Here is a 13,131-nt window from a genome sequence, read left to right as displayed (position 1 = left end):
GAAGTATTAAAGTCAGTATATGTTCTAAATGGAGAAAAAAGAGAATTGTTTTTACAAGAATTAGAGAGAAAGGTTCATATAGGATAATGAATAAATTGTGCTTTACAACTATAAGAATATAATTTATAATCACAAGTAACTTCAAAAGATGAAATCGATGAGCAAGAAGAGTACGTATATTTGATGCGTTCAGAGAGCTGGGGTAAGGTGTGAGCCCGGTACGATAAAATATACAGAATGGGCTTGCGAGAGGTATGCTGAACATTGCAGTAGGCAACCCGGGTTCCGCCGTTAAAAGGATAGGGTATCGGAATTTTCCTGTACCTGAACAAGTGGGATTTATTGATCCAATTGAGGTGGTACCACGGTATTCTATTACATATATCGTCCTCTACATGCATATTTGCGTGTAGGGGACTTTTTTATTTTCTAAAGGAGGTGTGCGAGTATGAAATGAAAGTGTATAATTGATAAAAGTTATAATATTCAGAAAAGGAGAAATTATAATGAAAGAAACACAGCAATGGACGTCGAAAATAGGCTTTGTACTCGCAGCAGCGGGAGCCGCAGTAGGTCTTGGGGCAATATGGAAGTTTCCATATGTTGCAGGTAATGGCGGGGGAGGCGCATTCTTCCTTGTATTCTTACTATTAACTATATTTATTGGTATGCCTCTTCTTGTAGCTGAATTTGTTATTGGCCGTAGTACTCAAAAAGAGGCAGTTACAGCTTATAAAGTATTAGTACCAAATAGCAAGTTATATCCTTGGATTGGTCGTATGGGGGTTGTTACTTGTTTTAGCGTACTATCTTTTTATAGTGTTGTAGGTGGATGGATTTTACTTTATTTATACTATAGTGTCACAGGTGGTTTCTGGAACGGAGTAGTCGATTATGGGCAATTGTTTGCTGAAACAATTGCAAATCCAGTAAGTGCGATTGGGGCGCAATTCATCTTTATGCTTTGTACCATTTTTGTTGTTAGTAAAGGTGTGGAAAAAGGCATAGAAAAGGCAAGTAAGTACATGATGCCGCTATTATTCATTTTATTTATTGCTATCATTATTCGTGCGTTAACACTTGATGGTGCTATGGCTGGGGTAGAGTTCTTCTTAAAACCAGATTTTTCAAAGCTTACAGCAGATACGATTTTATATGCGATGGGACAATCTTTCTTCTCACTAACGGTAGGTGCCTCGGTAATGGTAACGTATAGTTCGTATTTAAAGAAAGAAGAGCATTTAGCTAAATCAGCAACATCTATTGTAAGTTTAACTGTATTTGTTACAGTACTTGCAGGATTAGCGATTTTTCCGGCGATTTTCGCATTAGGAGTTAAACCGACAGAAGGACCAGGGCTACTGTTTATCGTTCTTCCTGCTGTCTTTGCGAAAATTCCATTTGGACAATTTTTCTTCATTATGTTTTTAGTTTTATTCTTCTTTGCGACTTTAACATCTGCGATTTCAATGCTTGAAATTGTAGTAGCATCTGTTGCGAAAGATAATGAGAAGAAGCGTCCGTCAGCTTCGTTATTAATTGGTATTCTTATTTTTGCAGTTGGAATTCCATCAGCGTTATCGTTTGGAATTATGAGTGATGTGAAAATATTTGGTAAGACATTCTTTGATTTCGTCGATTTTTCGGTAAGTAATGTGTTACTGCCACTCGGAGTACTAGCCATTTCGCTATTCGTACCAAATAAAATGAGTAAAGAGTTATTAATGAAAGAATTAGAAGTTACGGAAACGAAAGGGAAAACATTATTTAACATTTGGTTCTTCTTACTTCGTTATGTTATTCCGGTAACTGTAATTATCGTATTTTTAAATGCGGTAGGCGTATTTAAAATGTTTGCATAATAAAAAGACGGAGATTTCTCCGTCTTTTTATTATGTTGTAGAAGTATTTAATAAGCGATTATATGCTTTATAAGCTGTGACAACTGCGATAAATGATCCAATTAAAAATAACGCTGAGCCGCCGAATGTAAATAACCGACCGATGTATGTTTCTCTAGCTTCTTCTATTTCTTCTTGTAATTGTGTATTCATATTTACCACCCCGCAAAATATAGGCATTTAGTTGTAGTTTATGTAAAATGCCTAAAAAGTGTGAAATGGTAGTAAAAAAACTCGGTCTGAACCGAGTTTTTTATAGTCCGATATAAGGAGATGGATCGACAGCGTTTGTCTTACCGACATTCCATTCTCCAAGGTGAAGTTCGAAGTGTAAATGTTGTCCGAAAGATTGGCCAGTATTTCCCATAAACCCAAGTTGATCACCTTGTTTTACAGTTTGTCCATTAGATACAGAACGGCTACTCATATGTGCATATACAGTTGTATATGTTTTTCCGTTTATACGGTGAGATAAGTATACAACGTTTCCGTAACTAGATGATAATTCTGAACGGATAACGACGCCATCTGCAGCAGCCATGATTGGCACTGTCCCTGAAGCGGCAATATCGATTCCTTTATGGTTATCTAAAGAACGTGTACCAAATCCTGAAGTTTTCGATCCAGCTGCTGGTTTAATAAATCCACCTTTGTTCGTATCTTGTGGTGTTGGTGCGGATTGTGTGCTTTCTTTAGCAGAAGCGGCGGCTTGTTTTTTTGCTTCCTCAGCCTTGCGTGCCTCTTCAACTTTACGCGCTTCTTCTGCACGTTTTTCTTCTTCAATTGCTTTTTGAACAGCTTGACGCTGGTTTTCTAAAATGCCTTTTGACTCTTCTAATCCTTCAATCTCAGAATCTACTTTTGCTACTTTCGTATGCAGATCGCTAATAAAAGTTTGTTGCTGTTGTTGGTTATTTTGTAACTCTTGTTGTTTTTGTACTAATTTTTGCTCGGATTCTTTCAGTTGTTGCTCTTTTTTCTCAACAGCTTCTTTTTCTGTCGTCAAAGCATTTTGATCACTTGTTTGCTTTTTCACAATATCTGTATCGTTATTTAAAATTAAACTTACAGAATACATATTATCAACAAGATCGGCAATATTTGCAGAACTTGTTATTACTTCTGTAATGATACTCGTACGAGGCTTTTCTTGCATAGATTGTAGTCGTTGTTTAATAACTTCCTGCCGTGTATCTATGTTCGTTTGTAATTGCTCTATATGTTTCTTTTTTTCAGTAATAACTTGTTGTGTGTTGCTAATTTCTTTTTTTGTATCGTTTAATTCAGCTTCGTTTTTATTAATAGAAGTAGTTAATTCGTCGATTTTCTTTTGTAATTCCTGGATTTCTTTTTCTATTTGTTCTTTCTCAGCTGATTTATTTTGTAAGTCATTTTGTTTGCCTTCTAATTCGGATTGAATATTAGATAATTTATTTTCATTCGTTTCAGCGTATACGGGTGAAAGTAACGGGGAAACGAAAATCGTTCCAGCTGCTAAAACACTAAATGCTGCAAATTTCTTTTTCATTGTTGTCTTGCTCCTTTCCCTATGAATGTATATATCATAAGAAGAAGAAGGGTGTCTATCGTTGTAATCATAATGTAAAGAAAACTTTATAAATTTGCTAAGTTTTGTCGGAATTTAGTATCTTTTCGTAGTGTTTGTCATAAAGTGAAATTTTTGCATGCATACAAAAATGCACCATTTTCTATTTTGTTCTAAAAAAAACATGGAAAATGATGGAGTTTTCGATGGTGAAACATTACTTTAAAAACCTATAAATCACTAGTGAGGAATCGTTCTCATGTTAGGTTTTCTGACATGGGTTTTATTTTTGTCAAGAAAATTATTTGCATTCGGGCAAACTTATTTTGTTGTCAGATTTTAAGTTTTGATTTATGATTTTTAACAGGGACAAAATGTAGTGAATTGTCGAATAATATGTAATACTCTTAATTTCATGTTTTATAGAAATAGAATGAGAGATAGAGTGACACATCGAAGAGGGGGTTACAACAAATATGAAAAGAATAGGACTTGCATGGCAAATTTTAATAGGACTTGCGCTTGGTATTGCAGTTGGGGCGATTTTCTTTGGCAATCCGGCAGTGGTTGATTATTTAAAACCAATTGGTGATATTTTCATTCGATTAATTAAGATGATCGTTGTACCAATTGTTGTAGCAAGTATCGTTGTTGGTGTTGCTGGTGTTGGCGATGTTAAGAAGTTAGGCCGACTAGGCGGAAAAACAATTCTTTACTTTGAAATTATTACAACACTTGCAATTGTTGTTGGTCTATTAATAGCGAACATTTTCCAACCTGGAAAAGGCGTTGATATGGATAAATTAACAAAGACTGATATTTCTAAATATGCAGAAACAACAGCTCAAGTACAAAGTCATTCGTTTGCGGATACGTTTGTAAATATTGTTCCGACGAACATTATGAAATCATTAGCTGAAGGTGATATGCTTGCTATTATCTTCTTCTCAGTATTATTTGGTTTAGGTGTAGCAGCAATTGGTGAGCGTGGTAAACCAGTGCTACAATTTTTCCAAGGTGTAGCAGATGCAATGTTTTATGTAACGAACCAAGTTATGAAGTTTGCACCATTTGGTGTATTCGCATTAATTGGTGTTACAGTTTCTACATTCGGATTAGCTTCATTAATTCCATTAGGGAAATTACTCATTGTAGTATACGGAGCAATGATCTTCTTCGTTGTGGTCGTATTAGGGCTTACAGCGAAAATATTCGGTATTAACATTTTCCAATTCTTTAAAATTTTAAAAGACGAGCTGATCTTAGCGTATTCTACAGCAAGTTCAGAAACGGTTTTACCGAAAATTATGGAAAAAATGGAGAAATTCGGTTGTCCGAAAGCAATTACATCTTTCGTTATTCCAACAGGTTATTCATTTAACTTAGATGGATCAACGTTATATCAAGCAATTGCGGCAATTTTCTTAGCGCAAATGTACGGTATTGAATTATCCATTACACAACAAATTACATTATTACTTGTATTAATGGTTACATCAAAAGGTATCGCGGGTGTACCGGGCGTATCATTCGTTGTATTATTAGCAACACTTGGTACAGTAGGTATTCCAGCTGAAGGTTTAGCATTTATTGCAGGTATTGACCGTATTCTAGATATGGCTCGTACGGCAGTTAACGTTGTAGGTAACTCTTTAGCGGCTGTAGTTATGTCTAAGTGGGAAGGTCAATATGACGCTGAAAAAGGACAAGCCTATTTAAAAGAGATATCTGAAAAGGGTCAAGCGGCTTAATTATGATTTGAAAAGCTCTCACATATTATGTGAGAGCTTTTCTGTATGTAGAAGAGGAGAGAAAGTTATGAAACGTAAGTACGGTGATGGTTCTACGTGGAAGCGATTAATAGAGAAGACATACACAGTAAAACAAGTTGAAGCAGGTATGTTAGGAATATTGGATATAAAAAAGGTGAGAGAGCCTAGTTATAAAGAATACAATAGTAAAGAGCTTTGCATTGCAGGTGATGGGTATACATGGATGCAATATTTTATAAACGGCAAAAACTTTGCAATTACAGCTATGTTAGACAATCAAAAACAATTAGTGCAATATTATATCGATGTGACGAAAGAATTTAAAATAGACGATCGTGGTTTACCTTATTTTGATGATTTATATTTAGATGTAGTATTGTTACCGAACGGTGAGGTCTATGTACTGGATGAAGACGAGTTAGAGGATGCTTACAAAATTGGTGAAGTTACAAAGGAAGAATATGAGTTAGCATGGAATACAACAAAATGGATTATCGCGACGATAAAAAATAGAAAATTTTATTGGATCTCAATATTGGATAAAGAAATCGAAAAGTTAAAGTGATTGGTTTATTCACCTTTTTGTATAATTACCAAAAAAATCTATACAAAAAATAATTGACTTTTGTTTTGTAAGCGAGTAAAGTTAGGAAAGAAATTATTATTAAAAAATAAATATGAAACCTTCTTATAAAGAGAGGCGGAGGGACTGGCCCTACGATGCCTCGGCAGCGGACTCGATTTCAGAGTGCTGTGCCAAATCCAGCAAGCATGTGCTTGAAAGATGAGAAGAGTGTTTCTTATAGATGTATAAGACCTCTTCTCGTTGGAAGAGGTCTTTTGTTGTTCATTAGAAAAGGTTGAAAACTAGGGAGAGATGATACTTTGAAAGAAACGAGAGGAAATGGTTTAGCGTTATTACCACTTGGAATATTTTTGGCGCTATTTATTGGTTCTGGAATTATTACAGGTGATTTCTATAAATTACCGATACTTATAGCGATTTCAATTGCAGTAGGAATCGCATTAGCGATGAATCGTAAAGAAAGTTTTAATGTGAAAGTGGAACGATTTGCAAAAGGTGCAGGAAATCCAGATATTATGATTATGGTATTAATCTTTGTACTTGCAGGGGCGTTTTCTGAAACAGCAAAAGGAATGGGCGGAGTGGATTCAACTGTTAATTTAGCGTTATCTATTTTACCACAAGGATTTATCGTTGCTGGAATTTTTGTTATAGGGGCATTTATTTCATTAGCGATGGGAACCTCAATGGGAACTATTGCTGCATTAGCGCCAATTGCTGTAGGTATTAGTGGACAAACTGATATTTCAATTGCACTAACGATGGCTACTGTTGTGGGCGGAGCGATGTTTGGTGATAATTTATCATTTATTTCTGATACAACAATTGCAGCTGTAAGGTCGCAAGGAACAGAAATGAAAGATAAGTTTAAAACGAACTTTTTAATTGTATTGCCAGCTGCAATCATTACAATTGTACTATTAGTAATGGTTACTTTAGGAAGTGATACAGAAATTAAAGCTCAAACATTTGATTGGGTGAAGATATTACCATATGCAGGTGTACTTGTTACAGCATTACTTGGTTGGAATGTACTTATCGTATTGACAGGTGGAACTGTACTATCTGGTGTTATCGGTCTTATAGATGGAAGTTATACGTTAGAGAGTTTCTTTAAAAGTGTAACGACTGGAATGGGCAGTATGATGGAATTAGTATTACTTGCCATTTTAATCGGTGGTATGGTTGAGCTTATTCAGTATAATGGTGGTATTCAATATTTAATGAATCTTTTAACACGTAATATTCGTTCGAAAAAAGGAGCAGAGTTCGGCATTGCTGGTTTAGTGAGTATGACGAATATCTGTACAGCGAATAATACGATTTCAATTATCTTTACAGGTCCGCTTGCAAAAAACATTGCAGATCAATATGAAATTGATCCCCGTAAATCAGCGAGTGTATTAGATCTTTTCTCTTGCTGTATACAAGGGTTAATCCCATATGGTGCTCAAATGTTAACAGCGGCAGGGTTTGCTGCGTTATCTCCGATCGAATTGTTACCATATGCATTTTATCCAATTTTAGTTGGCGTATGTGGAATCATTTCTATATTAATTGGTTTCCCCAGGTTTTCTAAAGTGGCGGAAAAGAAAGAGTATCATAAAACAGCATAATTAAATATGAATTTTATTCGTAGCAACAAAAAGCCGTACAGAGAATATTCTCTGTACGGCTTTTTCTGTGCGATAAAAGAGTGAGTTATCCTATCTTTCCTTATATTTTTACAAAAGGCTGAATGGAACTCAGTCTTAAGTCTGAGTCGAAAACAGTTCTTAAGCTCGTTATGAAAAAATGAAAAAATAGTTAAGATAAGAGTATCAAATCGAAGGGAGGCAAGCACAAGATGAAACAATTTCTAGCGTTTATCGCGGCCGGTATTTTGGCTTTAATTGCTCTTGGTAGTCTTGCTGGTATTGTAGGATTCGCAATCGGAGCAGGAGTTGTGTACTGGAGCTATAAATCATTTGTGCGAGCTAAATCGTTTTTTGGAAAGTTAGCTTGGGGTATTGTTGGTTTAATCGGTTTGTCCATTGCACTTTCTCATTCTCCAGCATTAATCGGTATCGCAGCATTAGTAGTTTTATACTACGGATACCGTGAGTGGAAAAAAGGAAAAAATGTAGTTGTTGATTCTGCTCCAGAAAGTTCTAAACCATATAGCAACTTTGAAGATGAGTGGAACAAGTTAATGAAAAACTAATATAAAATAAATCAAATCAAATTATAAAGTAGAAGAGAGGAAGATTATAATGAAACAATCTTTATTCGGACGTGTACGCGATGCAATTTTAGCTGATTTTCATAATGTGTTAGATGAGAAAGAAAGAAAAAATCCAATTGCTATGTTAAACCAATATTTACGCGATAGTGAGCGTGAAATAACAAAAATTGAGAAGTTAATTCAGCGTCATAAAACATTAAAATCTAACTTCGCTCGTGAGCTTGAGCAAGCACGTTATTTCGTTAATAAAAGATCAAAGCAAGCTATCATCGCACAAGAAGCAGGTGAATTGCAATTGCATGAACGTGCATTAGAAGAAGTGGCGTATTATGAAGGGCAAGTAACTCGCTTAGAAGAAATGTATGCTGGTGTTGTAGAGCAAATTGATGAGTTAGAGCGTCGTCTTTCAGAAATGAAAAATAAATTAAAAGAAATGAACGCAAAGCGTATGGAATTAATGGCACGTGAAAATATGGCGCATGCAAACCGTCGTATGAATACTGCTATGCATAAAATGGATGAAAATAATCCGTTCTTACGATTCGAAGAAATTGAAGATCACATTCGTGACGTAGAGCTTCGTATAAATGAAGAGCATGAGCGTGATACATTTGATATGAAAATTGCAAAACTAGAGCGTGAAATGAAAGAGAAAAATGAAGTATCATTAACGAAAGAAGTAACAAAATAATTGTAGTATATAATAAAACAGGCTTATGATATAGTGATAGGAGAAAAGGTGTTGGAAAGCAATGCCTTTTCTTCTATGTATATGTGACAAAGAGGGGGGAGCTGAAATGAAGAAGCACTTTTCAAAAACACAATTTATGGGGATGCTCCTCATCATATTTGGATTCGGTCTTTTTCTTGATATGATACTTGGACATTTTGAACCAGGTGGTCTAATATTTGCATTTATTATGATTATGTTTGGAAGACATTATCGAAAGAAGAATCGTTATGTAAGAGGGAATGTATTTTTATTTGTCGGTGGTATTGTATTCTTATTCTTCTTATTTTCATCAGCAGCATTCGTACTTGTTGTGTTTGCTTGTTTAGCTTTAATTGGTTATCAGCTTATTCAACAAGGACATCAGCAAAAAGCAATGAAAGTTGAAATTAAAGAAAAGGGATATATAGATGAAGAAAAACAAATATATCGTACAGAACCGTATATAAAAAATATGTTTGTAGGTAATGTACGAATGATGGATCATATTTATGAAATAGAGGATATTAACGTCCAATATGGTGCTTGTGACGTCGAGATTGATTTAACAACTGCTATGATTCCAGAGGGGGAAACGGTTATTGTTATTCGGGGCGTCATTGGTAATATTCGTTTATATGTACCATATGATATTGAATTGTCTTTAAATCATTCTGTTATTGTTGGGCGAGTGCTCCTGCCAGGACATGAAGAAACTGGATTTAACCGTAATGTTACGTTTAGAACAGAACAGTATAAAGAAGCCCCTCGTCGTATTAAAATTATTTCTTCGCTTGTCGTAGGCGATACGGAAGTGAGGAAAGTATAATGAAAAAACAAAGGAATATTTCGTGGATGTATATTCGTTATTCTATGTTGTCCTCTGTGAGTATCGCACTTATTTGTACAATTGTATATGTATGGAAAAGCGAGCAACAAGTTTATGATTTACTATGGAAAGAATCCATTGCTTCTGTTCCAATTGGCTTGTTTATTATAAGTACGAGTCTTCTTATCGGAGGAATTGTAGGATATGCAATCGGTTATTATATAGAGCAGCGTATACAAGGATTAAATACTTTTCTATTTGAAGTAGAGCGAGGGAATTTTCCGAGTGATGTTTCATTTACTGCGGATGATGAATTTCATGAAGTGGAACGAAAAGTAATTGGTCTTGCTCGTCGCTTAGAGGAGCAAGCTGGGCTATTTCAAAAAGTAACGAATGAACGAGCCCATTGGAATGAAGAGATGAGACAAGAAGCGATTTCTCAAGAAAGGCATCGATTAGCGAGAGAGCTGCATGATTCTGTAAGTCAGCAGCTTTTTGCAATGTCGATGATGATGTCAGCCATTAATGAACAAGTAGCTAAAATTCCAGACACGACGCAAAAACAGTTGCAGCTTGTTGAAAATATGGTTGTAAATGCACAATCAGAAATGAGAGCATTGCTCCTTCATTTACGCCCAGTGCAGTTAGAAGGTAAGAAACTAACAGAGGGTATAGAAGAATTATTAACAGAGCTGTCTAGAAAGCAACATATGAAAATTGAATGGTTAATTGAACCGATTCAATTGAAAAAAGGTGTAGAGGATCATTTATTCCGTATTGTACAAGAGGCGCTGTCTAATACTTTACGGCATGCGAAGGCAAAGAAAACCGAAGTACGCCTTCGTAAAATTGATCAATATGCGATTTTGAAAATTATTGATGACGGTGTTGGGTTTAAAGTTGGTGTTAATAAGGCTGGTTCATACGGTTTAAGGTCAATGCAAGAGCGAGTTCATGAAATTGGTGGTACATTAAAAGTTCTTAGTTTTCCGAATAAAGGTACGCAAATAGAAGTGAAAGTACCGATTATGATTGAGAGAGGGGGAGAATCATGATAAAAGTATTATTAGTTGATGATCATGAAATGGTTCGAATGGGTGTATCAGCATATTTATCAACGCAGCCAGATATTGAAGTAGTTGGAGAAGCTGAAAATGGAAGAAAAGGTTCAGAGTTAGCTTTGCAATTAAGACCGGATATTATTTTAATGGACCTTGTTATGGATGAGATGGATGGGGTTGAAGCGACACGTGCTATTATTCAAGAATGGCCAGAAGCGAAAATTGTAGTTGTCACGAGCTTTTTAGATGATGAAAAGTTATATCCTGTTATTGAGGCGGGGGCGACAAGTTATTTATTAAAAACATCAAGAGCGAGTGATATTGCAGATGCTGTACGAGCTACTTATGATGGGGAAACGGTATTAGAGCCGAAAGTTACTGGCAAAATGATGTCTCGTATGCGTCAGAAGAAAGAACAACCTTTGCATGAGGAGTTAACAGAAAGAGAGTCTGAAATTTTGTTATTAATTGCAGAGGGGAAAAGTAATCAAGAGATTGCAGATGAGTTGTTTATTGCCCTTAAAACAGTAAAGACACATGTGAGTAATATATTAAATAAGCTAAATGTAAGTGACCGGACACAGGCGGTTATTTATGCGTTTAGACACCAATTGACGAAATAAGAAGGAAGCTTTGGCTATATATGGTCAAAGCTTTTTGTTGACGGTTAATTATGTAAGCGTTATCATTAAGGTGTTAACAGTACATACAAAGGGGAGAGAGTGTATGTTAGTTCAAACGATATTTGGAATGGATGAAACGAAAAAATTAGGTAACTATGTGAATGCGTTGCAAGCACTTTGTGAACAATATGATATTGAAATAGATCGTATTGCAATTATTGAGGCGACAGAAGAATATTATTTATTTCTAGTAAAACAAGAAGATTGCTATGATGTTGTAAAAGTAGAAACAGTGGATACGAATATTGATTACTATACGAAAGCTTATAAAGTAAGTAGCTTTAATCATACTTCTTATCAAATGTAAAAAACTCCCGAAATGGGAGTTTTTTTATGATACTTTCGATTCAGGTGAATGATCCGTTAATGGTACTGCTTTGGCACCACTTAATTTTGCGATAGTAAAACCGATAATAGCCCCAACTAATGCTGGTACTAACCAGCCAATTCCTTCATTATATAATGGAATAAACTCGAAATAAGATGTGATAGATGAAACAGGAATATTCCCTTGTTTTAAACCATCAAATACGCTCACAACTGCAGATCCAATTAACGCACCTACATAAACAGAACGATATCCACCGAAATATTTATGAAGTAATGATAGTAATACGAGTACAATCGCAATTGGATATACAACAAGTAAAATAGGAACAGAGATTGCGATAATTTTTGTTAAACCTAAGTTGGCAACTAATAATCCTAACGAGCAAATGACACTTGCTAACGTTTTATATGAAAATTTCGTTAATAATGTTGAGAAGTATTGACTGCATGCAGATACAAGTCCAATACATGTTGTTAAGCAAGCGAGTGTAACGATAAGAGATAATAGAATTAAACCATATGGACCGAGTAATTGTTGTACGATAACGGTAAGTAGCTGTCCGCCATTTGTTGCGTATCCGAGAGAGACACTAGTTGTACCGAGCCAGCCAAGTGCACCATATACAAGTACGAGACCGGTAGCGGCAATAAGTCCTGCTTTTGCTGTTGCGATGGCAATGGATTTACGGTCATTCACACCTTTTGAGCGAATTGCATTTACAACGATAATTCCAAATGCAAGTGCTGAAATGGTATCCATTGTTAAGTATCCTTCCATAAAACCTTTGAAAATTGGAGAAATTTGATACTCTTGCATTGCTGGTCCGGATTGCCCGAGGGGTGTAAATACACCCTTAACGAATAATAAGAAAATAGAGAGTAATAAAATAGGTGTTAATACGCTTCCGATACGATCGACGAGTTTAGAAGGATTTAAACTAAGCCAAAATACGATAGCAAAGAAGATGACTGTGTATAAAAATAGCGCTAGGCTGCTAGAGCGAATAGTTTCTGGTAAGAAAGAACTAACTCCCATTTCATAAGCGACATTAGCAACGCGTGGGATGCCCATAGATGGACCGATTGCAATGTATACAACTACTGTAAAGAATATTCCGAATGATGGGTGAACATGACTTGCAAGTTGTTGCATTCCATTTCCTGATAGAGAAATGGCGATAACAGTAAGTAGCGGTAAGCCGACTCCTGTTAGTAAAAAACCAATCATTGCTGGCCAAAAGTTTTCACCAGCATTTTGTCCAAGCATTGGAGGGAAAATTAAATTACCTGCTCCAAAAAATAAAGAAAATAGCATAAGACCTGTGAAAAAAATATGTTTTTTTGATACAGTGTTCATTGTTTTTGCCTCCTTTTTTGTAAATTCATTGTAAGAACACAAAAAACTCGTCCCTTAAGAAAGGGACGAGTTATATTTACCCGCGATACCACCCTAATTTATACATGTAGAAATATATTTATATGTATACGGC

Annotated in this window: 13 protein-coding genes, 1 pseudogene, 1 riboswitch and 1 other annotated feature; of the genes and pseudogenes, 11 read left to right on the top strand and 3 right to left on the bottom strand. The window is 35.5% G+C overall.

Features of this window, described 5'->3' with window-relative positions:
- Window positions 1-87: pseudogene (locus AB3X48_RS11005) on the top strand (NAD(P)-binding protein); the annotation flags it as partial.
- Between the two features lie 61 nt (window positions 88-148).
- Window positions 149-395, top strand: a binding site (T-box leader).
- Window positions 396-506: 111 nt separating this feature from the next.
- Window positions 507-1,862: a sodium-dependent transporter gene (locus AB3X48_RS11000; RefSeq protein ID WP_133059480.1), complete on the top strand. Its 1,356-nt coding sequence runs from the start codon at window positions 507-509 to the stop codon at window positions 1,860-1,862.
- A 30-nt stretch (window positions 1,863-1,892) separates the two neighbouring features.
- Here AB3X48_RS11000 and AB3X48_RS10995 read toward each other — a convergent pair whose 3' ends face one another.
- Together AB3X48_RS10995 and AB3X48_RS10990 are read right to left on the bottom strand one after the other, a co-directional pair.
- Entirely contained in the window at window positions 1,893-2,054 is a 162-nt protein-coding gene (locus tag AB3X48_RS10995) for a hypothetical protein (RefSeq protein WP_002158647.1), read from the bottom strand.
- 100 nt (window positions 2,055-2,154) lie between these two features.
- Entirely contained in the window at window positions 2,155-3,429 is a 1,275-nt protein-coding gene (locus AB3X48_RS10990) for a murein hydrolase activator EnvC family protein (protein ID WP_088098859.1), read from the bottom strand.
- A gap of 494 nt (window positions 3,430-3,923) precedes the next feature.
- Between AB3X48_RS10990 and gltP the strand changes: the two genes are divergently transcribed.
- From gltP to AB3X48_RS10945, 9 genes are all read left to right on the top strand, one after another.
- Window positions 3,924-5,198 carry a glutamate/aspartate:proton symporter GltP gene (gltP, locus tag AB3X48_RS10985; protein WP_002186318.1) on the top strand — a complete coding sequence of 425 codons (1,275 nt, stop codon included), beginning with the start codon at window positions 3,924-3,926 and terminating at the stop codon, window positions 5,196-5,198.
- Window positions 5,199-5,265: 67 nt separating this feature from the next.
- Window positions 5,266-5,784, top strand: a complete 519-nt coding sequence (locus AB3X48_RS10980; protein ID WP_078179586.1) for a ribonuclease FAU-1 family protein — start codon at window positions 5,266-5,268, stop codon at window positions 5,782-5,784.
- Between the two features lie 120 nt (window positions 5,785-5,904).
- Window positions 5,905-6,010, top strand: a riboswitch (SAM riboswitch).
- 94 nt (window positions 6,011-6,104) lie between these two features.
- Complete coding sequence (locus AB3X48_RS10975) at window positions 6,105-7,421, top strand: Na+/H+ antiporter NhaC family protein (protein ID WP_016104299.1); 1,317 nt, start codon at window positions 6,105-6,107, stop codon at window positions 7,419-7,421.
- A 230-nt stretch (window positions 7,422-7,651) separates the two neighbouring features.
- The gene (locus tag AB3X48_RS10970) at window positions 7,652-8,008 is read left to right on the top strand and encodes a lmo0954 family membrane protein (protein ID WP_002149463.1); all 357 of its coding nucleotides are present in this window, start codon (window positions 7,652-7,654) and stop codon (window positions 8,006-8,008) included.
- Window positions 8,009-8,057: 49 nt separating this feature from the next.
- Window positions 8,058-8,720 (top strand): PspA/IM30 family protein, encoded by a 663-nt coding sequence (locus tag AB3X48_RS10965; protein WP_088098860.1) that lies wholly within the window; start codon window positions 8,058-8,060, stop codon window positions 8,718-8,720.
- 106 nt (window positions 8,721-8,826) lie between these two features.
- Window positions 8,827-9,567, top strand: coding sequence for a cell wall-active antibiotics response protein LiaF (gene liaF, locus AB3X48_RS10960; protein WP_002158641.1), 741 nt, complete (start codon window positions 8,827-8,829; stop codon window positions 9,565-9,567).
- Window positions 9,567-10,622, top strand: a complete 1,056-nt coding sequence (locus tag AB3X48_RS10955) for a sensor histidine kinase (protein ID WP_088098861.1) — start codon at window positions 9,567-9,569, stop codon at window positions 10,620-10,622. The genes liaF and AB3X48_RS10955 overlap by 1 nt, the downstream gene beginning before the upstream one ends.
- Window positions 10,619-11,251, top strand: coding sequence for a response regulator (locus tag AB3X48_RS10950; RefSeq protein ID WP_000598709.1), 633 nt, complete (start codon window positions 10,619-10,621; stop codon window positions 11,249-11,251). The genes AB3X48_RS10955 and AB3X48_RS10950 overlap by 4 nt, the downstream gene beginning before the upstream one ends.
- A 10-nt stretch (window positions 11,252-11,261) precedes the next feature.
- Entirely contained in the window at window positions 11,262-11,618 is a 357-nt protein-coding gene (locus AB3X48_RS10945) for a DUF3992 domain-containing protein (protein ID WP_078179588.1), read from the top strand.
- A 24-nt stretch (window positions 11,619-11,642) separates the two neighbouring features.
- On the opposite strand, the gene brnQ3 is transcribed toward AB3X48_RS10945, so the two are convergent.
- A complete protein-coding gene (brnQ3, locus tag AB3X48_RS10940; RefSeq protein WP_088098862.1) occupies window positions 11,643-12,998 on the bottom strand; it encodes a branched-chain amino acid transport system II carrier protein BrnQ3 in 1,356 nt (451 codons plus the stop codon).
- Between the last annotated feature and the right edge of the window lie 133 nt (window positions 12,999-13,131).

The sequence above is a fragment of the Bacillus sp. S4 genome (assembly GCF_040838205.1).
In the GTDB taxonomy this organism is placed as follows: Bacteria; Bacillota; Bacilli; order Bacillales; family Bacillaceae_G; genus Bacillus_A; species Bacillus_A cereus_U.
The sequence above is the reverse complement of the archived record's forward strand: the minus strand, read 5'-3'. Positions and strand labels throughout refer to the sequence as shown.